Annotated in this window: 24 protein-coding genes and 1 riboswitch; of the genes, 3 read left to right on the top strand and 21 right to left on the bottom strand. The window is 41.4% G+C overall.

Annotation, left to right across the window (positions count from 1 at the left end; translation table 11 throughout):
• Positions 1–329: 329 nt before the first annotated feature.
• Positions 330–1,130 (top strand): CAP domain-containing protein, encoded by an 801-nt coding sequence (locus tag NPA43_RS06540; protein ID WP_256499511.1) that lies wholly within the window; start codon positions 330–332, stop codon positions 1,128–1,130.
• A 231-nt stretch (positions 1,131–1,361) separates the two neighbouring features.
• On the opposite strand, the gene NPA43_RS06535 is transcribed toward NPA43_RS06540, so the two are convergent.
• The 10 genes from NPA43_RS06535 to NPA43_RS06490 all read right to left on the bottom strand — a co-directional run bounded on the left by NPA43_RS06535 (position 1,362) and on the right by NPA43_RS06490 (position 12,918).
• The gene (locus NPA43_RS06535; protein WP_256499510.1) at positions 1,362–2,234 is read right to left on the bottom strand and encodes an NAD(P)-dependent oxidoreductase; all 873 of its coding nucleotides are present in this window, start codon (positions 2,232–2,234) and stop codon (positions 1,362–1,364) included.
• Between the two features lie 13 nt (positions 2,235–2,247).
• Positions 2,248–3,033 (bottom strand): SDR family oxidoreductase, encoded by a 786-nt coding sequence (locus NPA43_RS06530; RefSeq protein ID WP_099728676.1) that lies wholly within the window; start codon positions 3,031–3,033, stop codon positions 2,248–2,250.
• 75 nt (positions 3,034–3,108) lie between these two features.
• Positions 3,109–5,070, bottom strand: a complete 1,962-nt coding sequence (locus tag NPA43_RS19340) for a methyl-accepting chemotaxis protein (protein ID WP_256499509.1) — start codon at positions 5,068–5,070, stop codon at positions 3,109–3,111.
• A 116-nt stretch (positions 5,071–5,186) separates the two neighbouring features.
• A complete protein-coding gene (gene splB / locus NPA43_RS06520) occupies positions 5,187–6,215 on the bottom strand; it encodes a spore photoproduct lyase (protein WP_099728678.1) in 1,029 nt (342 codons plus the stop codon).
• A gap of 81 nt (positions 6,216–6,296) precedes the next feature.
• Positions 6,297–6,539, bottom strand: coding sequence for a transcriptional regulator SplA domain-containing protein (locus NPA43_RS06515; RefSeq protein ID WP_180275567.1), 243 nt, complete (start codon positions 6,537–6,539; stop codon positions 6,297–6,299).
• A gap of 99 nt (positions 6,540–6,638) precedes the next feature.
• Positions 6,639–8,357: a phosphoenolpyruvate--protein phosphotransferase gene (gene ptsP, locus NPA43_RS06510; protein WP_099728680.1), complete on the bottom strand. Its 1,719-nt coding sequence runs from the start codon at positions 8,355–8,357 to the stop codon at positions 6,639–6,641.
• Positions 8,357–8,623 (bottom strand): phosphocarrier protein HPr, encoded by a 267-nt coding sequence (locus NPA43_RS06505; protein ID WP_003211078.1) that lies wholly within the window; start codon positions 8,621–8,623, stop codon positions 8,357–8,359. The genes ptsP and NPA43_RS06505 overlap by 1 nt, the downstream gene beginning before the upstream one ends.
• A 93-nt stretch (positions 8,624–8,716) precedes the next feature.
• Positions 8,717–10,816, bottom strand: coding sequence for a glucose-specific PTS transporter subunit IIBC (gene ptsG, locus NPA43_RS06500; RefSeq protein WP_099728681.1), 2,100 nt, complete (start codon positions 10,814–10,816; stop codon positions 8,717–8,719).
• A gap of 202 nt (positions 10,817–11,018) precedes the next feature.
• Entirely contained in the window at positions 11,019–11,873 is an 855-nt protein-coding gene (glcT, locus tag NPA43_RS06495) for a glucose PTS transporter transcription antiterminator GlcT (RefSeq protein WP_099728682.1), read from the bottom strand.
• 55 nt (positions 11,874–11,928) lie between these two features.
• Positions 11,929–12,918 (bottom strand): LacI family DNA-binding transcriptional regulator, encoded by a 990-nt coding sequence (locus NPA43_RS06490; protein WP_230031160.1) that lies wholly within the window; start codon positions 12,916–12,918, stop codon positions 11,929–11,931.
• Between the two features lie 93 nt (positions 12,919–13,011).
• Between NPA43_RS06490 and NPA43_RS06485 the strand changes: the two genes are divergently transcribed.
• Complete coding sequence (locus NPA43_RS06485) at positions 13,012–13,155, top strand: hypothetical protein (RefSeq protein ID WP_180275569.1); 144 nt, start codon at positions 13,012–13,014, stop codon at positions 13,153–13,155.
• 54 nt (positions 13,156–13,209) lie between these two features.
• Here NPA43_RS06485 and NPA43_RS06480 read toward each other — a convergent pair whose 3' ends face one another.
• The 6 genes from NPA43_RS06480 to NPA43_RS06455 all read right to left on the bottom strand — a co-directional run bounded on the left by NPA43_RS06480 (position 13,210) and on the right by NPA43_RS06455 (position 19,762).
• Positions 13,210–14,304, bottom strand: coding sequence for a M24 family metallopeptidase (locus tag NPA43_RS06480; protein ID WP_256499508.1), 1,095 nt, complete (start codon positions 14,302–14,304; stop codon positions 13,210–13,212).
• A 105-nt stretch (positions 14,305–14,409) separates the two neighbouring features.
• Positions 14,410–16,329 carry a heavy metal translocating P-type ATPase gene (locus NPA43_RS06475; RefSeq protein ID WP_256499507.1) on the bottom strand — a complete coding sequence of 640 codons (1,920 nt, stop codon included), beginning with the start codon at positions 16,327–16,329 and terminating at the stop codon, positions 14,410–14,412.
• 295 nt (positions 16,330–16,624) lie between these two features.
• Positions 16,625–17,113, bottom strand: coding sequence for an endospore biogenesis thiol-disulfide oxidoreductase StoA (gene stoA / locus NPA43_RS06470; RefSeq protein ID WP_099728686.1), 489 nt, complete (start codon positions 17,111–17,113; stop codon positions 16,625–16,627).
• A 54-nt stretch (positions 17,114–17,167) separates the two neighbouring features.
• Entirely contained in the window at positions 17,168–18,484 is a 1,317-nt protein-coding gene (locus tag NPA43_RS06465) for a polysaccharide biosynthesis protein (protein ID WP_099728687.1), read from the bottom strand.
• A 113-nt stretch (positions 18,485–18,597) separates the two neighbouring features.
• Positions 18,598–19,260: a cell wall hydrolase gene (locus NPA43_RS06460; RefSeq protein ID WP_099728688.1), complete on the bottom strand. Its 663-nt coding sequence runs from the start codon at positions 19,258–19,260 to the stop codon at positions 18,598–18,600.
• A gap of 307 nt (positions 19,261–19,567) precedes the next feature.
• Positions 19,568–19,762, bottom strand: a complete 195-nt coding sequence (locus tag NPA43_RS06455) for a hypothetical protein (RefSeq protein ID WP_099728689.1) — start codon at positions 19,760–19,762, stop codon at positions 19,568–19,570.
• 167 nt (positions 19,763–19,929) lie between these two features.
• Between NPA43_RS06455 and NPA43_RS06450 the strand changes: the two genes are divergently transcribed.
• Positions 19,930–20,118: a YkvS family protein gene (locus NPA43_RS06450; RefSeq protein ID WP_003211747.1), complete on the top strand. Its 189-nt coding sequence runs from the start codon at positions 19,930–19,932 to the stop codon at positions 20,116–20,118.
• A gap of 118 nt (positions 20,119–20,236) precedes the next feature.
• Here the strand turns inward: NPA43_RS06450 and NPA43_RS06445 are convergent, their stop codons facing one another.
• From NPA43_RS06445 to queC, 5 genes are all read right to left on the bottom strand, one after another.
• Positions 20,237–20,455: a hypothetical protein gene (locus tag NPA43_RS06445; RefSeq protein ID WP_268254823.1), complete on the bottom strand. Its 219-nt coding sequence runs from the start codon at positions 20,453–20,455 to the stop codon at positions 20,237–20,239.
• A 270-nt stretch (positions 20,456–20,725) separates the two neighbouring features.
• The gene (gene queF, locus NPA43_RS06440; protein ID WP_034324938.1) at positions 20,726–21,223 is read right to left on the bottom strand and encodes a preQ(1) synthase; all 498 of its coding nucleotides are present in this window, start codon (positions 21,221–21,223) and stop codon (positions 20,726–20,728) included.
• A 15-nt stretch (positions 21,224–21,238) separates the two neighbouring features.
• Entirely contained in the window at positions 21,239–21,970 is a 732-nt protein-coding gene (gene queE / locus NPA43_RS06435) for a 7-carboxy-7-deazaguanine synthase QueE (protein WP_256499506.1), read from the bottom strand.
• Complete coding sequence (gene queD, locus NPA43_RS06430) at positions 21,963–22,403, bottom strand: 6-carboxytetrahydropterin synthase QueD (protein WP_099728692.1); 441 nt, start codon at positions 22,401–22,403, stop codon at positions 21,963–21,965. The genes queE and queD overlap by 8 nt, the downstream gene beginning before the upstream one ends.
• Complete coding sequence (gene queC / locus NPA43_RS06425) at positions 22,404–23,060, bottom strand: 7-cyano-7-deazaguanine synthase QueC (protein ID WP_230031153.1); 657 nt, start codon at positions 23,058–23,060, stop codon at positions 22,404–22,406.
• 157 nt (positions 23,061–23,217) lie between these two features.
• Positions 23,218–23,262, bottom strand: a riboswitch (PreQ1 riboswitch).
• Positions 23,263–23,281 lie beyond the last annotated feature (19 nt).

Genomic DNA, 23,281 nt, shown 5'->3' with positions numbered 1-23,281 from the left:
GCTCCTCTCATCCTTTCAATCTTTTACAATTACCACTCATTATTGTAACACTTTTGTAATAGTTGTTACAGCGAAACAAGTGAAAAAAAGCTGTCAATCCCTATTCTGCAAAAAAATATACTAACACTTTAAAATATTGGTATGTTTATGTCGTTTTCATTAAGTGGAAGAATTCCCTATCCTTTGATATGAAGAGGCTCTTTCTATGACTTTAACAAAAATGACAAACACGCTTTGTCAATGGAGGATGCTGGTACATTTATAACAAAAAGTCTATGTTATGATTTTCTGTGAGAAAACAAAACAAAGATTTTAGGAGGAGTTACAAAATGAAGAAGAAATCATTCTTTTTTTCAGCGCTAACAGCTGCTGCATTGATTACGTTCACTGGAGGACATTCAGCTGATGCAAAGGAGCTTAACCTGAAACAAGTCATACACGTACAGCATCAAGCCATTGATCTTCATACATTAGCTGCAAAATTACATATCTCTTCAGATGTGAACAAGCTAAGCAAGTCTAACCAAAAAGAGATCGAAGCTCTATTAAACAAGCTGATCAAAAGCGGTCAACCTGTTACTGGTACAAAAGTGGTGAAAGAAGTAAACAAAGCAAAAAATGAACAAAAACAAAAATCAGTGAAAAAACCAACTGCTTCTAAACCAAGCACTCCAGCGAAACAAAACACAAACAACAATAACAGCACAAAAGCTGACCAAAAAGACACAACTGCAGCAAAAGCAGACAGCAGCTTAAATGCATTTGAAAAAGAAGTAGTTGAGCTGACAAATAAAGAGCGTGCAAAACAAGGATTAAAGGCACTTTCTGTTGATTCAAAATTAAGCAAATCGGCGCGCGCAAAATCTCAAGATATGAAAGATAAAAACTATTTCTCTCATACAAGCCCAACTTACGGATCTCCATTTGATCAAATGAAGCAATTCGGTATCACTTACAAAACAGCAGGTGAAAACATTGCCCAAGGTCAAAGATCACCTCAAGAAGTTGTAACGGCTTGGATGAACAGTGAAGGTCACAGAGCGAACATTTTAAACAAAAACTATACACATATTGGTGTTGGTTATGTGAAAGATGGCAACTACTGGACGCAGCAATTCATCGGAAAATAATATGAAAAAGCCTGTCCCACCGAGGGACAGGCTTTTAGATTGTTGACAAAGGGCTAAAATGAACTTTATTTTAGCCCTTTGTCTTCTTTTCAGCGTGATAGAAAACCTTTGCAGTCTAGGAAGGACGAGTACTGGAGCGAATTTGACATTCGTGAGCACCGGCACGCAGGACTGACAACGAATGCGAGGGTTTGTCTACACGCTGAGCCTGTCCAACCGTGGGACAGGCTTTTATTTTACCCATAATTTATAAATACTCTGCGTTCCACTGTTTTCTTCGCCCTGTTCGCTGAGCTTTTCATAAAGTGACTTCGCAAGTGAGAGGCCTGGCATCTCTTCTTCCATCAGCTCTGCTTCTTCAAGTGCAATGCCCATATCCTTGATAAAATGCTTCACATAAAATCCTGGCTCGAAATCACCTTTCAGCATTCTTGGCGCAAGGTTTGACAAGGACCAGCTTCCTGCAGCTCCTGTTGTGATGCTTTTGAGCACCTGCTCTGGATCAAGACCTGATTTTTCGGCATAGGCCATTGCCTCTGCGACACCTACCATGCCTGCTGCAATGGCAATTTGGTTACACATTTTTGTATGCTGGCCGCTTCCAGCCGGTCCTTGATATTGAATGTTCTCACCCATGTGCTCAAATAGAGGCAGACAAGCTTCATAGGCTGACCTTTCTCCGCCAATCATAATGGCCAGCGTACCATTCTTCGCCCCTACGTCACCACCTGATACCGGTGCATCTAACGCAAATAGGCCTCTTTCCTTCGCTTTCATTTCAATTTCTTTTGCAAGCTGAGGCTTCGATGTGGTCATATCAATGAGATAAGTACCAGGAGCAGCATATGTCACGAGCCCTTCTTCCCCTAAATAGATCTCTTCCACATCTGATGGATACCCGACCATAGTGATGACAGCATCCGCACTTGCTGCGATTTCCTTCACTGTTGACTTCCATGAAGCGCCTTTTTGAATCAATGCGTCTGCCTTCGTTTTCGTTCTTGTATACACGAGAACCTCATATCCTGCATCCATTAAATGTCCTGCCATACTATGTCCCATTACACCGATTCCAATGAAACCAACTGTTTTGATTTGTGCCATCACGTGTTCCTCCTTAAAGAGACTTTGTCAATCCACCATCAATGATCAGTGTTTGACCTGTCATATATGTATTCGCTTCAGATAAAAGGAAAGCCGCATATGCCGCAAATTCCTCTGGCTGTCCGTACCGGCCAAGCGGGATCGCTCGTTCTGCTTGTGCTTTAATCTCTTCAACTGATTGATGCTCTGTTTGCGCGCGGTGCTTGTCCAACTGTTTGACGCGCTCTGTTTCAATTTTTCCCGGGGCTAACGTATTGATCAAAATGCCATCTTGTGCAAGCTCTTGGGCAGCTGTTTTTGTCCATCCAGCAATCGCCGGTCTAAATGTATTCGACAGCATCAAGCCTGGAATCGGTTCTTTCACCGACATAGACGCAATATTTAACACGCGTGCGCCGCGTTTTTTTAAATAAGGCAAGGCCTCTTTTAATAACCGGATATAGCTGAGTAAATGAAGCTGAAATGAGTCCATCCAATCTTGATCCGTTAAGGTCTCGAGCGTCCCTGTTTGAGGACCGCCTGTATTGTTCACAAGAATGTCGAGACGCTTTTCATCACCAGCTGCTGCTTGGGCAAGCGCCTTGATTTGCTCGGCGTCAGATACATCACATACTTGATAAGTCAGCTGCCCTTTTACAAGCGGGGACAATTCTTTGACCGTTTCTTTCAGCGTCTGCTCATGTCTTCCTGAGAGCATTACATCTGCGCCCTCTTTTGCTAGAGCAAAGACTATTGCTTTTCCGATACCTTGACTGCTTGCAGCTACCAATGCTTTTTTTCCAAATAGATTGACATCCATGTCAACACCCCCTCTGCACTTATTTTATCATACAAAAAGAACCTTGCTCACGTCGCAAGGCTCCTTTCCATTCTATTACACCTTAAACCGGTCAACCGCCTGACGTAATGCCTGGCTTGATTCGTTCAGCATTTCGGTCGAGGTTTTCGTTCTTTCTAAAGCTTGTACTTGTTCATCGGTAGAAGCATGCACTTCCTCTGCTGAAGCCGCAGATTCTTCTGAAATTGCAGCAATGCTTTGAATGGAATCATTCATTTTCTGCTGTTCTTCTGTCATTTCATTGATCTGTGTATGAATGCTGTCAATGGAGCCGACAAGTGCCTGCATTTCCATTGTGATGCTGCTGAGTGCCTCACCTGTTGCATTGATGGCATCACCTTGTTCCTCATTCATTTTACTTGCTGCTGTCATTGCTTCAGCCGCCTTCTTCGATTCATCTTGAATGAGTTTCACAGTTTCACTAATGTGTTTTGTTGATTGTGCAGATTGTTCAGCAAGCTTTCTTACTTCTTCTGCGACGACAGCAAACCCTCGTCCGCTTTCTCCTGCTCGCGCTGCTTCAATGCTTGCATTCAGTGCAAGTAAATTCGTTTGATCAGAGATTTCAGAGATCGCCGTCACGACGTTTTCAATATTTTTCGTTTTATGCTCAAGATCCAGCAGCATTTGCTCTACCTTCTTCGATTCTTCATTCGCTTGTGTTGATTTTTGGACGAGCTGGCCAAGAGCATCGAGCCCTCTATAGCCTGCATCTTCAGATGATTTTGAGTTGGCTTGCATTTGCGTGGCAAGCTCACCCATATGACGTACTTTTTCATACAAATGCTCTGATTTCTCATTAATTGTTTCAGCATCTATTGCTTGTTTAGACGCCCCTGTTGCCACCTCTTGAATGGCAGTTGCAATCTGTTCGCTTGATAGTAAGGTCTCATTTGAAATTTGCGTCACTTCATCCGTTGATTTCACAACCTGGTCTGAAGCCCCTTTCACTTTTACAATTAACTCCCTAATGCCCTCTGTCATTTGATTAAAGCTTTTCGTGAGGAAACCTATTTCATCCTGGGACTTTGTTTCAAGTGAGCTGGTTAAATCGCCTTCAGACACTTTACGAACATGCTCTATCAGACGCTTGATTGGCGTTGTAATGCTTCTTGCTAATAAGTAGCTTAGGATCATAGCAAGAATAATCGCAATCACAGATATGATGATACTTGTTTGATTCATTTGTTCTGTGATCCAAAGCAGTTTCTTTTTCTCGAAGCTGACCCCTATCGTCCAATCGGCTTCTTTAATTTTAGATATGACTGTCAGCTGTTTGTTATCATCAATACCAGAATTGTCGATCGCTTTTTTCACAGAAGCGACTTTTGATATGTTTTTTCCTTGCTCTGTTGGATGCGCCAAAATGGTGCCTGTGCCGTCAACTAAGAAAGCGGTTCCCATATAAGGAATCTTTTGTTCCTTTATATAGGATTGAATGGAGGACAGCTTCAAATCAAGTCCAGCAACTCCAACGACTTTTCCATTTCGCACAATCGCCTTAGTGGCTGAGACGACCATTTCATTGGTTGCTTTATCAATATATGGGTCTGTCCACAGGACCTCATCAGGCTTTTCAGCCGCTTGAATAAACCAATCTCGTTTAGAAGGATCATATCCTTCGCCAAAATCGGACTCTGGGAAAGCGAACATTTTGCCATCATTTGTTCCAATATAGGCAAGCGAGATGAGTTCATCCTGCTCCTGTAAGCCTTTTAGTTCATCGCTTTCAAATGCCAATGTTTGTTTTGTTTGTTTTTGTGCAAAATCTTCAGTCAGTGTACTTGTTGCCAGTTTGTTAATTGTATCACTGTAACCATTAAGTCTTAATGCAATGATGTCTCTCATGCTTTCTGCCGTTGCTGCTGTGGTGGTTTTTGCATCACGTTCAATGAGTGGTCTTAATACTATGTTGGAACCCACTTGAACTGCCACAACGGTTAAAATTAAAATAACTGAGATAAAAACAGCTATCCTTATTTGAAGTTTCTTAAACATCTCATCACCCCTACATCCTACTTTCGTATCTTATTTTGTATATCGGCAAAATTGGTACCGCATTCAATAGTTGTAAGAAAATTTAAATAGAAAAAAACAAGCCATAAAGGCTTGCTTTAAGTAAAATATTCAATTTTTGCAGACGGAAAGTACTGATCGATATATGATTCTAACGTCTGTCTTAGTTCTTGTTCTTCATCTTTTTGATAGATATATTTTCCAATTCCATATCTACCCCATTTGTATCTTCTTTTTTCTTCATCTAATTCTAATTTTGATTTCGGGTAGTTTTTTTGGATCACACGCTTCGCTGGTTTTGTAAAGCGGTGCTGAATCATTTCAAAGGTGATATCGTGTCTCACATCTTCTGAAAGGGCGGCATCGAGTTTTTCAAAAAGAACTTTATACCCTTCCTGCCAGCCTTCGTGAATGTAAATCGGGGCAATAATAAAGCCAAGAGGATAGCCTGCTTTTGCCACTTTGACAGCCGCTTCAATTCGTTGATCGAGCGGTGATGTTCCGGGTTCGAAATATTTAATGACATAATCAGCGTTGATACTAAAGCGGAATCTTGTTCGACCGTTGTGCTTTGCATCTAATAGATGATCGACATGATGAAATTTAGTGACGAAGCGAAGCTTGCCAAGATCGGTTTGCCCAAAATATTCAATCGCTCGCTTCAGTGTATGTGTCAAATGGTCAATCCCTACGATGTCAGAGGTACAAGAGGCTTCAAATCTTGTGATGTCCGGCGCACGCTCGTTCATGTACTGCTCAGCCTGATCTAATATTTCTTCTACATTAACGTACGTGCGAATGTACGGCTTACTTCCCATTGTCGTTTGCAGGTAGCAATAATGACAATGCCCCATACATCCCGTCGCAAATGGGATCGCATACTCTGCAGATGGTTTAGACGAGTCGAACTTCAATGTTTTCCGCACACCAATGACAAGCGTTGATTTCGCATTGCGATACTTTTGCAAGTCATTTTTCCCTGGGATATTTCTCACCTGGTTATGTGAAGTCGTTTCTCTTATTTCAATTCCCATACCCTCGAACTTTTCCTTCAGCTCTTGTCCTAACGGGTACTCTAGCGCTCGAGGTTCAATATAAACAAGCTGGGGGACGAAAGGTTTGATCATATTTAGCACATCCTTACCTTTAAGGTTTCATACCGTTACTTTAACCGCTCAGGATGGCTTTTATCCTTTCTAAAATCTCCCTTATTCAAACAAATCTTGATAAAGGGCTTCTGCTTCTTCGTATGTTGAAAATACGGCATCATCAGGTGCTAATGGATGATACGTTTCCAGTAAAAATAGCGCAAGCTCCTCTTCGTTGTATGGATGTGAAACGATTTCCGCTTCTTTAATTTGTGCTACGTTTGCTGCATGTGGATTTCGATAAATCACATATACTTGATCACCCGGCTTATAGTCAGAAAAAGGCAATCTGGTCACCTCCATTTTTTAATTATAGGTTGCCCTTCTCTCTGCTCGATATGACCCATTATGATAAAATTCGACAAAAAAACCAGACAGTTGAACCTGTCTGGTTTGAATCACTTAGTTATGTTGAAACGTTTTCTTGACGAAATCAACTACTTCTTCTGTTGTGCTAAGTGATAAAATATGCTCTTTAAATGATGCAGCTTCTTCCTTAGAAAGCTTGCTTAGCTGCGTTCTTGCTGGAAGAATGGATGTTGCACTCATTGAGAATTCATCTAATCCTAATCCAAGTAGAAGCGGGATTGCGATTTCATCTCCTGCCATCTCACCGCACATGCCAACCCACTTACCTTCTTTATGCGCTGCTTCAATCACAAGCGTAATCAGACGTAAAATGGCTGGATTGTATGGCTGATAAAGATATGACACTCGTTCGTTCATTCGATCAGCAGCCATTGTGTATTGAATCAAATCATTTGTTCCAATACTAAAGAAATCCACTTCTTTTGCAAATTGGTCTGCGATGACAGCTGTTGATGGAATTTCCACCATAATACCGATTTCAATGGAATCGGATACGTCTGTACCAGCGGCAACCAATGCTTCTTTTTCTTCAAGTAAAATGGCTTTTGCTTCTCTAAATTCTGATAACGTCGCGATCATAGGGAACATGATTTTCAAGTTTCCATATGTACTTGCACGAAGTAAGGCGCGTAGTTGTGTTCTGAAAATCTCCTGTTCTTCGAGGCAAAGGCGGATCGCTCTAAAGCCAAGGAACGGGTTCATTTCTTTTGGAAGCTGCAAGTAAGGGAGTTCTTTATCGCCACCAATATCAAGTGTGCGGACAACAACTGCTTTACCTTCCATCTTCTCTAACACTGTTTTATAAGCATTGAACTGTTCTTCTTCTGTTGGAAGCTGATCTCTGCCCATGTATAAAAATTCTGTACGGTACAATCCGACCGCTTCGCCGCCATTTTCAAGTACACCTTTTACATCTTCAGGTGTTCCGATATTTGCAGCTAACTCTACGTGAACGCCGTCTTTTGTGACCGTTGGCTGGTCAACAAGTTTCGCCCATTCCGCTTTTTGAGCTAAGAAGTCTTCATGCTTTTTTTGATACGCTTTCACTTCATCTTCAGAAGGCTGAATGATGACGTCTCCAGTAATACCATCAACAATGATGAGATCATCGTTTTTGACCGTTTTTGTTGCTTCTTTTGTTCCAACAACGGCTGGAATCTCCATTGATCTTGCCATGATCGCTGAGTGAGAAGTACGACCACCGATATCTGTCGCAAAACCTTTGACGAATTGTCTGTTTAGCTGAGCAGTATCAGAAGGTGTTAAATCTTCTGCAATGATAATGACTTCTTCAGAAATCATACTTGGGTTTGGAATGTCAACGCCTAGCAAATGTCCAGTAACACGTTTTGTAACGTCGCGAATATCCGCTGCACGTTCCTTCATGTATTCATTGTCCATTGCTTCGAACATCGTGACAAACATGGTCGCTGTTTCTTTTAAAGCAAATTCAGCATTTACTTTATCCGATTTGATTTTGTCCTTTACTGGGTTTAGCAGCTCTGGATCACTTAACACAAGAAGGTGCGCAGAAAAGATATCTGCTTTGTCTTGGCCAAGCTCTTTTAGCGCATGTTCTTTAATTGCTTCAAGTTCTTGTTTTGAAACATGAATTGCTTCTTCAAAACGTTTTACTTCTGTCTCTGGATCGTTAATGTCTTTTTGGTGAACTGTTAAATCTGGTTCTTCCAGACGGTATGCTTTTGCAATCGCAACGCCTGCTGAAGCACCGATTCCTTTCAGTTGTTGCATTACTCGCCTAGGCCTTCACTTTTCATTGTGTCTTTTAGTGCAGCAAGTGCATCATTTTCATCAGAACCAGAAGCAGAGATTGTGATTGTAGCACCTTTCGCAATTCCTAGAGACATTACACCCATAATAGATTTAAGGTTCACTGTTTTACCATTATATTCTAAGTTGATATCAGCATCATATTTACTAGCAGTTTGTACAAGAACTGTTGCAGGACGTGCGTGAATTCCAGAATCTGCAGTTACTTTGAATGTTTGTTGAGCCATTTTTATCAATCTCCTTTTTATACAATTAATACATCCACAATATTATATCATACTGCCGAGCTTGTCATCTAACAAGAACGGCAGTTATGAAAATTATTTTGAAATTTTCATGATGTTTTCTTGACCAGCTTTGATCTCGCCGGATTCTTGAAGGTCAATAAATTGTCCTTCACCTAAGTTTGTAAATACAATTGGTGTCATCAAAGATGGTACTTCTGACTTAATTTTATCAATATCAACCTCTAAGAGTTTTTGACCGATTTCTACTTGATCTCCCTCTTGTACAAATGCTTCAAATCCTTCTCCTTTGAGGCTGACCGTATCAATACCGAAGTGGATCAAAATTTCAAGTCCACCATCAGATTGCAGGCCGATTGCGTGTTTCGTTGGGAAAACATTTAGAATTCTCCCTTTCACCGGTGAAACCACCGTTCCATCTTTTGGCAAGATGGCGAAACCGTCACCCATCATTTTCCCTGAGAATACTTGATCTGGTACATCTGTAATCGGATGAAGCTCCCCTGTAATTGGTGAAGCAAAGATTTCTTCCCCTTGCTCGTTTTGAAGCGGTTTTGCAATGACTTCTTCGACCTGCTGGCTGACTTCTTCTTTTGCAGAAGGGTCTTTAGCTGGACGCGGCGTGCGGCCTGCAATGATGTCTTGCATTTGTGTTTTTAAATTATCAGAGCGCGGTCCAAAGATTGCCTGGATGTTGTTCCCTACTTCGAGGACACCTGAAGCGCCAAGCTTTTTCAAGCGGTCTTTGTCCACTTTCTTCTGATCATTTACTGTGACACGCAAACGCGTAATACAAGCATCTAGGTGTTTAATGTTTTCTTGGTCACCCATTGCTTCAAGGATTTCATACGGCAAGTCATCGGCTTTTCCAGCCTTAGCCCCGCTTGCACCATCTGCTGCTTCATCCTCGCGGCCTGGCGTTTTCAGATTAAATTTACGAATTGCGAATCTAAATCCGAAGTAATAAATGACAGCAAGCACGAGACCTACTGGAATCACAAGCCACCAAGCCGTTCTGTTTGGCAAAATACCGAATAAGAAGAAGTCGATTAACCCTCCTGAGAAGGTCATACCGATTTTCACGTTTAGAATATCCATTATCATAAAGGATAATCCAGCAAATACACAGTGGATTGCAAATAATAATGGTGCAACGAACAAGAATGAGAATTCAAGCGGTTCTGTAATCCCTGTTAAGAAAGAAGTCAGTGCTGCTGAACCCATAATTCCAGCTACAAGCTTTTTATTCTTAGGTTTTGCTTCATGGTAAATCGCAAGTGCTGCTGCTGGAAGTCCAAACATCATGAACGGATATTTCCCTGTCATGAATGTTCCGGCTGTCAGCTGAACACCATCTTTGATTTGTGCCATGAAGATACGCTGGTCACCACGGACAAGCTCTCCTGATAAGCTCTTATAGCTAAAGAACTCATACCAGAATGGCGAGTAGAAAATGTGGTGCAGACCAAACGGGATAAGTGAGCGTTCAATCACACCGAATACAAAGGCAGCAAGCGGCTCATTCGCTGCAAGCAGTCCTGTTGAAAACGAGTTCAGTGCACCTTGGATTGGCGGCCAAATGACTAGCATCAAAAGCCCTAAAATAAGTGCTGAAATGGATGTGACGATTGGAACAAATCGTTTACCAGCAAAGAAACCGAGATATTGCGGGAGCTCAATTTTGTAAAATTTATTATACATATAAGCTGCTAATACCCCGACAATGATCCCGCCAAAAACGCCGGTAGACAAGGTCGGAATGCCGAGCATATTAATATACGCTGGATGGCTTTCCTTAAAGAACTGGGCCAATTTGATAGAATCTGACGGAATCGATCCGTTAGCCATTAAGACGGCACTCATCGTAACGTTCATGACAAGATAACCGATGATCGCGGCAATTCCTGCCACTCCGTCTCCATTGGCAAGACCGATCGCAACCCCTACAGCAAATAAGAGCGGAAGATTAGAGAAGACGATGTTCCCTGCATTTTCCATGACACTTGCAACAAGCTGAATTGTATCATTGCTTAAAAATTGAGCTACATCAATCAGCTGCGGATTTTGCATCGCATTTCCAAGTGCTAGTAAAATACCAGCAGCAGGAAGGATCGCAACTGGAAGCATAAGTGCTCGTCCAATTTTTTGCAACACACCAAAAAGTGATTTAAACACTGGTTGAACCTCCTTTTGTTTTCGCTTACAACATACATTTGGGTTGCTCCCTGACGTACATTTCATAATTAACCGTTTACATTTCACTTTCAAACACAAAAAAAGGCATGGTGATATAAGGTTGCGCAAATAACAGGATCTTATCCTGTATTTACCTTAAGTCACTCATGCCTGATCGAATCAGTTACACGTTTCAAGGAAACTATGAAATTTTATTAGTCAATCTGTACAGGTGAAGCGTCAGGTAGACAGCTTCTGCATCATGTACAGGCTTTTTCAATGCATGCTGCAAAATTTTGATCATTTTCCAAGCAGTATTGTAGCATAAAGGATATTCATTTTTCAATAGATGAAGCAACTTTTCTGGTTCCTCTAATGATTCTTCCCGTTTAATACGCTCAATCGAAAACGTAATATGGCGCAATAAGCGTAAATAATGAATACTTTCTCTGTCTACTTTCATATGAAAGGAATCTTCTATGACTTGGACCATCTGCGTGATGAGCTGCGAATGACGGTTCACCTCAGATAAGGGCCGGTTCGTTAAAGCCGAATGAATATGGAGCGCAATAAAACCAATCTCTCCTTCTGGCAGCTTTGTTTCAATATCTGGCCGCTCGTTAATCAGTTCAACGACTTCCTTTGCGACCTCGTATTCTTTCGGGTACAGCGATTGTGTCTCAAGCATAAAAGGATTGGTAATATCATAACCTTGCTGCACCCGCTTAAAACTAAAGGCTATATGATCGGTCAGTGCAATATGAATATGCTCATTCAAGCGATGTCCCATTTTTTCTCGTATATGATAAATGACGTCATTGGCAAGCTCGATCATGTTCTCATCAATGTGATGAAGCAGCTGTTTATATTCTGTTTGTTCCTTCGTGTTTTTTAACACAAACATCTTTTCAAATGCCGCTTGATCGAGAACATCACCCGATTTTTTTCCGAAGCCGATCCCTTTTCCAATCAGAACCACTTCGCCCAAAGAAGGGTGTCTTGCGATGATGACATTATTATTTAACGCTTTATCAACGGTGAAGGATTCCATGAACATCCCCACCTCCTTCTTATTCAATCCCTCTTATCGTACAAAACAGATGAAACGTGCGTCAACGATTGTTTTTCAAAACGGTGGTTGTTCGCTCTATGAGGCGAAATGACAGCACTCGTTTTTCTGGTGCTTCTCCCTTTAACGCCCGGTCGTACAAGTCAAATGCTTCCTGCCCCATTTGTTTGAGTGGAATTTCAATGCTGGAAATCCCTAAAGCCTCACTCAATTGTTCGTTTTGAAAGCCGAGTATGGCGGGTGATTCCCCTACTTTTATATGGTGACGCTGCGCTTCTAATAAAAAGCCTGCTGACACGTCGTCATTTGTGATCAGTAATGCTGTGGGACGATTTTTCATCCCCTGCCATTCTGTAAATAATTGCTTCCCATCAAAAAGTGTTAACTTCCCTTCAATGATCCATTCCTCATCAATGTCCTGCCCAAGCGATTGCATCATATCTTGATAAGCTTGAAGGCGCGTTTGGCTATTCGCTCCTTCTGTTCTGGCAAGAACGATCGCAATTCGCTCGTGCCCGCATGCCGCTAAATGATGAAGCCCTTCTTTCAATGCTTGATCATGTGCAATCGACACCGCTGAACAGTCATCATGTGGTGTAGGATGACAAAAAATAATGGGGCCGGATTCCTGCCACTTTAAGATGTCTCGATCACTTAGCGCATTTGAGCAAAAGATTAAACCGTCCACACGCCGCTCCTTTAAGCTCATCAAAGCTTCTTTTTCCTTTATTGGATCATACCCCGTTTGAAACAAGGCAAAGTGCAGGCCGCGTGCCTGTGCTTTCTCGGCAATGCCTGTGACAAGTCCGCTGAAATAGGAGTGATCAATCGTTGGAAGAACGATTCCGAACATATTAGAGTAGCCCTTTGCTAAATGCACAGCCTGAATGTTTCTCGTATACTTGAGCTCTTTCATCGCATGCAGCACACGCTCTCGTTTTTCTTCTTTGACATAAGGATGATCATTCATCACACGTGATACGGTTGTCACAGATACGCCCGCTTTTTTCGCAATCTCCCTTATATTTGACATTTTTTCTCCTACTTTCTCTTGATATGGTAAGCGTTTCATACTTTAAGATGTATGTGAGCTGAACAAATCACTGGATGGAAAGGGGAATTCAAGATGGGTATTATCATATGGATTATATTATGTATGGCTGTTTTGTTTTCTGCTCGCTTTGCACTACATCCTTTAGGAAAAGAACATAAAATCAAACCGTTTCAATCAATTGATGATTTTTTTGTTGACAAGGATCGAAAAGAGTGACAAAAAATCACGATGATACTTCCAACGCATGGACGTTCATCGTGATTTTTTTCATTACTTGATGATCGTCAGCTCTTTTGGATAATTGGTTAAGGTGACTGGACCATCTGCTGTGATCAGTACATCATCTTCAATTCTCACGCCGCCGACTCCTGGGACATAAATACCTGGCTCGATCGTATAGACCATGCCTTCTTGGAGAAGGTCGTCATTTGCCTGGCTCATAGAAGGAAACTCATGAACAGACACCCCGAGACCATGCCCAAGACGGTGCGGGAAGTACTCCCCATATCCCGCTTCTGTGATCAGCCCTCGTGCTTTTAAGTCCAAGTCTCCAATTCTCACGCCTGGCTGGCTCATTTCAATTGCTGCCATTTCTGCGTTCAAGACGGTTTGGTAGATGTCTTTTTGCTTGTCAGAAGCTTCTTGATAGATGAATGTTCTTGTAATGTCTGAACAATACCCATCGACAATCACACCAAGGTCAAATAACACAAAATCGCCTTTTTTTAAGGCTGCCTGCCCTGGATTTCCGTGGGGCTCGCCTGATTTTTCGCCAAAGAGAACCATCGTCGAAAAGGACATGCCTTGAATGCCTTTTTTCTTTAACTCATATTCAATGACAGCGAGCACTTCAGTTTCGGTGATTCCTTCTTTTAAGGCGTTCACCCCAATTTTTACCCCTTCATCTGCCAATTGAGCGGCTTTTTTCAGTGTAGCAATTTCAGATTCATCTTTAATCAGTCTTAACTGATTGAGCTCTTCTTCTGCCCTGACGAAAGTTTCCGCCCCAGTGGCAGCTTGGAGCTGCTCTGCTCTTTGAAGCGGAATCGACTCTTTTTCAATCGCAAGTCGAGCCGCTCGTACACCTCGTTTTTCTACTGCTGACTGAATGAAATCAAATGGGTTCTCATGGTCTTCATAACCAATGATATCGCCTGACCATCCAGCATTCTTCGCCTGCTCCACTTCCATCTTAGGCAAAATAAAAAATGGATCTGCCTCTTGAAACACAAACAGCCCCATCACTCTTTCGTGCGGCTCTGTGAAGTATCCAGATAGATAAAACACATTTTCCTTTGTATGTATAAATGCACCTTGAATATCTTTTTTCTTTAGCCAAGAAGACAAGCTCTTCATTCGGTTCATCGTGATCCTCCTCACACGTTTTACTACTGATCTATTGTATCAGTTTTTGCTGTATTTCGCACAAAAGCGCACTGGCATGAAGCCAAGTGCGCTATGATCATTTGCTTAAGATGCACGAAGCAGTCGCAGTCCATTTAAAATGACCAAAATCGTACTTCCTTCATGCCCGATGACGCCAAAAGGCAAATCAAGCACTTGTAAGAAATTCGCACAAATTAACAGACAAATCACCGTTAATGAGAAAATGATGTTTTGCTTAATGATTCTATTCATCTTTCTTGAAAGGCGGATCATCTTTGTTAGGTTATTTAAATTGTTCTTCATTAAAATGAGATCCGCTGTTTCTAAGGCAACGTCAGTGCCCCCGCCCATCGCAACGCCAACATCTGCTGTGGCGAGTGCCGGTGCATCATTTATTCCGTCTCCTACCATGATGATCGAGTTACCTTGTTTTTTAAGTTGATTGACCTCATGTACCTTTTCATCTGGAAGACACTCAGCGACAACTGTTTGGATGCCAGCTTCCTGCGCAATGGCTTCAGCCGTTTTTTGTTGATCTCCTGTGAGCATGACCGTTTGAATGCCTAAATCATTCAGCTCTTGAATCATTTTTTTAGCTTCAGGTCTAATTTGATCCTTAAGGCCAAGGCAGCCAACGACTTCTTCATCCTTTTGAACATACACCACTGTATATCCTTTTTCAGAAAGAAGATCACCCGTCTCTTCAATCTCTCGGTCCATAGGAGCCTTGCCGGCAAAATCTTTCTTCCCTATGCGCCACGTTGCTCCATTCCATTGTGCTTTTACACCAAAGCCCGAGGTTTCTTCAATGGTGACGTGTGCTGATCTTTCTACTTGGTGCTCTTTTGCCATATCAGAGATCGCTTTCGCTAATGGGTGGTTTGATTGACTTTCAATTTGATAAAGCGCCTGATAAAAAGCAGCTTTCTCTTGTCCTTCAGCCAGCACAACCTTTTCTACAGCTGGCTTCCCGCTTGTAATCGTCCCCGTTTTATCAAAAGCGATCATGGTGCTTGTGCCTAATTTTTCTAAAAAGACGCTTCCTTTTACAAGCATCCCGTTTCTTGCGCCGTTTGAGATAAGTGAAAGAGCGGCTGGCATAATGGATGCAACAAGCGCACAAGGTGAAGCAACCACCATAAACACCATTGCCCGGTAAAAGGTTTCACTCATGCTCCAGCCGAGTACAAAATGAGGCAGGAACATTAAAATAGCGACGGTGATTAACACACCTTTTACATATGCACCTTCAAATTTTTCAATGAATGCTTGGCTTGGCGAAACACTTTCTTGAGCGGATTCAACAAGCTTAATAATTTTATGAAAAAGCGTCTCTTCATTATATTTCGTTACTTCTACTGTTAAAGAACCATTTAAGTTCACAGTTCCTGCAAACACGTCCTCCCCTTGCCCTTTTTCCTGAGGAACCGATTCACCAGTGAGTGCAGATTCGTCCACACTTGTTCTCCCGCTCAGGATCACACCATCTGCTGCAATACGCTCGCCAGCTTTGATCATAATACGGTCGCCCGGTGTTAATGATGAAGCAGCGATTTGAATGGTTGTGCCATCGTCTTCAATTAAAGTCGCTTCATCTGGTGCGATACTCATTAAAGCTGTTAAATCTTTCTTGCTTTTATTTGACGTATACGTTTCAAGCGCACCGCTCAATGAAAAAATAAAAATTAAGATGGCACCCTCTGCCCAATATCCAATAATAGCTGAGCCTATCGCTGCGAAAATCATTAAAAGTTCTACATTCAGTGTATTAGACGAAATGGTTTCTTCGATCCCTTCTTTCGCCTTTGCAAAACCTCCAATAACAAAAGCAAGGATGAAAAGAGGGATACTCCACATGCTTTCATCCTTTAGAACCCACCCAATCAAGATGAGAATTCCCGAGATCCCTGCTGCCATTAATTCTCCGTGCTGTGTCCATTTGTAAAAGGACCATTTCGATTCCTTTTGTTTTGTCGTTTGATAAAGTGCTGTATTCTCATTCATGATTGTTTTCTCCTCTCTAATTGATAATGGTTTTCACATCACCAATCGTTGCCCGTTCCGTTTTTCATCTATAATTTCTGCTATTTCAAGCTTTTTATAGGTCTGTAACTCATTATAACAGGTTCTGATCAATTTTCAATTAATAATTATTATAATTTCTTTTTGATAATAATTATCATTATTGATGCAGGTCATTCCATCCTCTTCTGAGCACAGTTTATTCAGATGAAAAGCAATTGAACACTAAAAAAGAACCAACGGAATGACCATTGGTTCTTCACAGAAAACATTTGTTTTACGAATTCGTCCACTCTTTGATTTGTTTTTTCGTCAGTGGACCTACATGGTTTTTCACCACTTCTCCTTTTTCATTAATAAAAAAGGTGGTCGGGATCGTGATGATTTGATATTTCTTCATCATTTCTCCGTGCTCATCAAGAACGATCGGGAATGTAAACTTTCTGTCTTTCACAAATTGGGCGACAGCGTTTTTACTTTGTTCAGCACCTAGTAAATTAACGGTCAGAATGTCGACATCACTTTGATTTTCTTTCACGATCTGTTCAAAGGCTGGCAGCTCTATTTTGCAGGAAGGGCACCATGTTGTCCAAAAATGCAGGATTGTTCGTTTTCCTTTCGGCGGAACGATTTGCGTTTCACCAGTTAATGTAGGAACCTCTATCCTCGGCGCCATAACAGGTTCTTTCGCTTCTGTCTCTGTATTCATCAGAAATAGAAGAAGGGTCATCATCAGAAGACTGGCGGGTAGATATTTACGTTTCATCAAGATCTTCCTTCCCAGTTTTCTTATAGCTTGCCCTCTCGATAAAGATGACATTCAAGCTTTTTTCATTCTAAGAAACATCGAAACGCCAAGCTCCTTACAAATGGTGGCATAATGCAGCGCAGTCAGCAGCAGCATACCCGTGTTCATTCCTAATATAACGCCCATCATGTTCAGGCTTTCAATTGACCCGAGGAAATATACCATAGAAAATGAGACGACATGCACCCATATATTATGTAGGAACACGTCTTTAATCAGCCCCATACCGATTAAACACGCTTGAAATGGCATCACAAACAGGTGGCATAAAAAGTACGGCCAGAGCAGCTGCAGATAGACGGCAGCTTGTGGTGAATCAAAAAAGAGCTGCGTGAGCGGATAAGCGAAATAATACATCACCATCACTGCCGGCACCCCATACCCAAACGTAATGAGAATCGCTTGCCTGACACGTTTTTTCACGAGATCATACTGCCCTAAAGCATAGGCTTCAGATACATTCGGAATCATCACAATCATGATCGAATGGGCGATAAACGCTGGGAAGAAACCGATCGACATGGCTACACCAGCAAGCATTCCATAATGATCAACAGCCAGTGTTCCAGAGATACCTGCTGCAACGAGGGCTCCTTTGATTAAAAAAGGTTCAACGGCATTGGCGATGGCATGAAAGATGCGCATCCCAGTTGTCGGAATCGAAACAGCCAACAGGCGCTTTCTCACGTCACTCCCTCTTAGTTCAACAGACCTCACATTCACAGCATTTTTCGCCATGACGTATTGGGAGTATAAATAAATAAAGACGACAAGATCACTCGCAACAATGACCCCAATGGCGATGAGCACCGCTGTTTCAATATCAAAGGAATACCAATGGAAAAATAAAAACAAGCAGATGAGCTGGATCGTTTTTTTCAGCATATTTGCTAGGGCGATTCTGCCCATTTGCTGCTTTCCCATAAAATAACCGCGTGCAATAGAGGTAAACGCAATAATCGGAATAAGAGACAGCACTAAGCCTTTCATGAGCGGATGATACGACTGAAACACAGGAATGAAAGGCAGTACAATCGCTGCTGCTCCCGTGGTTGTACATGTCACCACAAGCGTCATTTTAAAGGCATGGCGGAGCATACTTTTGTGAAGCCGCTCATGCGACTCTGCAATGAATTTAGAAATGGAGACTGGAAGCTCTAGGCTAGCGATCACAAGTACAAGCATGATGATTGGAAGGATACTCATGTAGAGACCCATCCCATGTTCTCCAAGCTCTCTCGCTAAAATCATATTGACTAAGAACTCTATACACTCCGCAATGAAAGCTGCGACAGATAGCAGAATGACCCCTTTTACAAATCGATTCATGTAGCCTCCCCTTGTCTAAAAGCAAATTCTTTTCACATTCTATGAGACAAGTCCTGAAAATATTTTTAAAATTGAAGACAAAAAAAAAGCGACCTGTTGATCGCTGCTTTTCTTTAGACGGCAAATACGTGACGGCCGATTCGTTCTACAATTTTACGGGAACGAATCCAGTTATCTGTCGCCGTTTTTGGATTATAAAAATAAATGGCCTTTGTCGTTCTGTCATGTTCTTTCACAACCTGCTTCACAGCCTTAACGGAATCTTGATCTGCCTTATCATTGATGCTTCCATTCGATACTGGCTGGAAGGCATTTCGCTGATAAATAACCGCTCTGACGCTGTCAGGAAAAGAGCCATGCTCTACCCTGTTTAAGACGACGCTTGCTACAGCTTTTTTCCCTGCGTAAGATTCACCTTTCGCTTCAGCATGTACCAATCGAGAAAGCAAGTCCATTTCTTCATTAGAATAACGCGTTTGTTTTTTGGAGTTTGCCTCTTTCGTCGTTTCAGACTTCACTTGTTTTTTTTGCTTCGGTTTTGAAGCCTTTTCTTCTGTTGACGTGCTTAGCATTTTGACTTTCGGCTGACGCTTCCCCTCTGAAAATGCTGGGATTACCTTATGATGATCATCTTGATCTATATATGAAAGCTGATGCTTAACAGGTGCTTGTGAAAGTTCGTGACTTAATGTGCCTTGCTGCTCTTGTATATTGTCCATCTTCATTGCTGCTACCAGCATAAGGATGGCAAAAAGAGCTGTATGAATTTTAATCATTCGCCTCATTCCTCCTTTAATCAAAGTAGGCCGTAAGATACTTGTCCACTCTAACAAGAGCTTCTTCTATTTTCACGCACAAAGATTTGCATGCCTGTCCAAATTCCGTCATTAAATGGCATGTCCTAGTTGAAATGCGCATGAACTGGAAATGTTAGCGCTTAAAAAAGCCCCTTTTTAGCCTATAATCATCCTTATGCTCCTGATTATGGGTTATTACATTTTCTTTTCATATGTATCAGGCTGATTTGAAGTATGACAAAAGAGCCAAAATAAAAAAGCTTTCTCTCATTAGTGAGAAAAAGCTTTAGCTTCTTGCTTCTTTAAGATATTCAAAAATAACATCTCCACGATGTTTGGCCATTCCGCGAAAATATTTAAAATCATCTTGCTTTACCAAAATAGAACGAAAAGTTAAAAAATCATCTTTTTGAATGGTCACTTGCTTCTCCGTCCCATTCCGTAATGATTCAAGTATTGTGAGGATTTGTTCTTCAGTCAAAAAAACCGCTCCTTTTCTGCCATGATCAAATATTAAATATACCATTCGTTTGAAAAGCGTACAACGAAAACGAAACAAAAACGTCTTTATCCTTTACATTGGTATGAAAATATTGCAAAATACTTTTTAATAGGGAATGAAATCTGTTTTTAAAGGAGAGGGATCGGTTGAAGATTGCAAAAATTGGAAATGTGATCGAATTTAGAAATGGTTTAACAGGTGTAGTTGAAAAAGTGAATGAAAACTCTGTCATTGTGGATGTCACCATCATGGACAACTATAGAGATTTAGAACTGGATTCACTAACAGTCGTTAATCATAAAAACTATAAAATCATCAAAGACTCCGTACATTAATTTGCAATCCTCAATTCAGACTATCATTACATAAATATATACGAAGCAAAGCTGTCAGACAGCTTTGCTCTCTTTTGACAATCACATATGAAAAAGACTGACACCTTTTGAAGGGAGGTCAGTCTTTTTGCGTATGAAAGGTTTGCATTTCTGCCTTGGTTTTGTACATCTCTACTTCCTCAGGTGTCATAACGCCTTTATCAATTAAAAGTGCAATCACCCCAAGCAATGTGGAAGCACTCCATTTATATCGTTCTTTGTTTTGATGTTCAAGCATCTGAAGCTCTTCTCTTAGCTCCATCAGCAGCTTCTCTGTTTGCTCTTCTTTGTTTTCCAACACAAACGCCTCCGTTTTCCACTCATTGCCCCTATTTTATCTCAAAGCAAACGCGATAAGCAAAAAAGCACGATTCGCCTTTACAAACATACGTTCTGTCATGTATAATGATTTTACGAGCTGGTAGCCCCCAGCCGTCCTAGCAAGTTCTATTCCTATTGGTATGAGAAGAGTGACATGACTCTTCTCTTTTTTTATGGTTTCAGCCTTATATTTCCGCCTAGATTCCATAAAAAAAGACATGTCATCCGGCATGTCTTTTCCTATTTATTAGCGATTATCAATCGTTTCTGGATACATATCATGATTCATCATACGATACGATGCCATTTCTTCATACTTAGTTCCAGGTTTTCCGTAGTTTGTATACGGGTCAATCGAAATACCGCCTCTTGGTGTGAATTTGCCCCATACTTCAATATACCTTGGGTCCATCAATTCAATCAGATCGTTCATGATGATATTCATACAATCCTCATGGAAGTCACCATGGTTACGGAAGCTGAACAAATATAATTTTAGCGATTTACTCTCAACCATGATTTCATTTGGAATATAGCTGATATAAATCGTCGCAAAATCCGGCTGCCCTGTTTGCGGACAAAGTGATGTAAACTCCGGGCAATTGAATTTTACGAAATAGTCTCTATTTGGATGTTTATTTGGGAACGTTTCAAGCACTTGTGGTGCATATTCAAACAAATAATTGGTCCCTTGGTTTCCTAATAAAGTGACACCTTCTAATTCTTCTGGTTTTCTTGTCGTCATCTTGTCTCTTCCTTTCTATACGCCTCGTTTATTTCCCCACAATAACGTGTGCAGCTGCGGCAAGACTCTCACTCGATTCAATTCTGGATCTTGCGCCACTTGATCTATAAGCGCTTCATATTTCTTTAATAAATGCGTCAATAAGGAAGCGTCGTCAGCTGTCGTCGTGTCATCATTTCCTACCTGCAAGTAAAAAGGAAGCTCTGGGTATTTCGCATGAACATCCTTCGCATAGGCTAAATCACGATCATCAAAAATCACGACCTTTAGGCTTGCATGCTGCAATCTGTTTCCATTTTTCAATTCATCTATAATACGTGTCAGTTTCGTAAAATCTGTTTTCATATTCGAGCTTGGCGGCTTTGGAGAAATGGTTAAATCATCAATTTTTAAAAACCAATCCTGATACATCGTTCCTTGTGTTTCAAGCGCTGTATCGATCCCTTCTTCATGCAGCAAATCAATGAGTGATTCCATTTGTTTTAATAACGCAGGATTCCCTCCTGAAATGGTGACATGAGAGAAAGCCTGTCCACCTATTCTTTTCAGCTCTTTCACAATATCTTCTGCTTGAAGCCACTGAATATCCTGCTTAGCTGACCCATCCCATGTAAATGATGAATCACACCAGCTGCAAGAGTAGTCACAGCCAGCCGTTCTGACAAACATTGTTTTTTGTCCAATGACCATTCCTTCTCCTTGGATGGTTGGACCAAAGATTTCTAATACAGGAATCGCTTTAGCCATTGAGCTCAACTCGTTTCGGCCGGTAAATGCAATAGCTTGTTGGTGTCTCCCTGACAAAGACCTGAACACATGTCGGTCTGTTCGCTAAAGTCGATAAGTATGCCGCTACTTTGTCATGTACGGTCTTTGCGACAACCTCAGTGGTTGGCATGGCGTATGGATCGTTTGATGAAAATTCTTCATGGTCGTTAAGCAGCGTGTGGTCGTACTGCCCATGAATGAGCTTTTTCAGCGTACTGAAATTGACAAGAAAACCTGATTCATCCAGATTGTCTCCTGCAATCGTGATATTAATCGTATACGTATGACCATGTATGCGGCTGCATGCACCGGCATCTTCTCTTGGGATGAAATGTGCTGCAGATAGATGCATATCTTTGTTCAATTCAAATGAAAATGGGTGATTCGTTTGTGGATAGATTTGAGAAAGCATTTATTTCGCCTCCTTCATTTTCATATAAGTGTCATAGCCGTTTTTCCGAAGCTTACAAGCGGGACATTCCCCGCAGCCATCAGAAATGATGCCATTGTAGCAAGTGAGCGTTTCATTTTTCACAAAGTCTAGCGCATCCAGCTCATCGGCAAGCTTCCATGTTTCTGCTTTATTGAGCCACATTAGTGGTGTATGGATGACAAATGGTTTTTCCATCGCCAAATTCACTGTGACGTTGCAAGATTTCACAAACTCATCTCGGCAATCTGGGTAGCCGCTAAAGTCTGTCTCACAAACACCTGTGATAATATGTCTTGCTCCGATTTGATACGCAAGAATAGAGGCAAAGGATAAGAAGACTAAGTTTCTCCCTGGAACAAATGTGGAAGGCAGCTCTCCTTCTTTTTCCACAATGTCTATGTCATCTCTTGTTAAAGCATTTGGTGCCAGCTGATTCAAAAGAGACATATCTAATAGATGATTCTTCACGCCTAACTTGTCAGCGATTCTTTTGGCTACATCAATTTCTTCTTGATGGCGCTGATTATAATGAAAGGTTACGGTTTCTACCTCTTCAAATTGTTGAAGTGCCCATAATAAACATGTCGTACTGTCCTGTCCCCCGCTAAAAACAACGACTGCTTTTTCATTTTTCAATTCCTGTTCTCCTCCTTTTGCAGATGAGTACAACCGTACTAGCTGCATCTGAAAGGCTCATGAAACCCCCTATTTTCTCAAAAGAAAAGACACCTTCACATGTATATGAGGTGTCCTAGCCATAAAAAATAAAAAGTGCCACATCCAAGGATACGGCAAGTCCTTAGTTTTTTATAGAGGGTTTTGCTAGAACCTCTCCCGTTTTCACGGATTTTTGTTCA

Origin of the sequence: Bacillus pumilus, assembly GCF_024498355.1 — a bacterium.
Taxonomy (GTDB): Bacteria; Bacillota; Bacilli; order Bacillales; family Bacillaceae; genus Bacillus; species Bacillus pumilus_P.
This window is presented reverse-complemented; position numbering and strand designations above follow the sequence as displayed.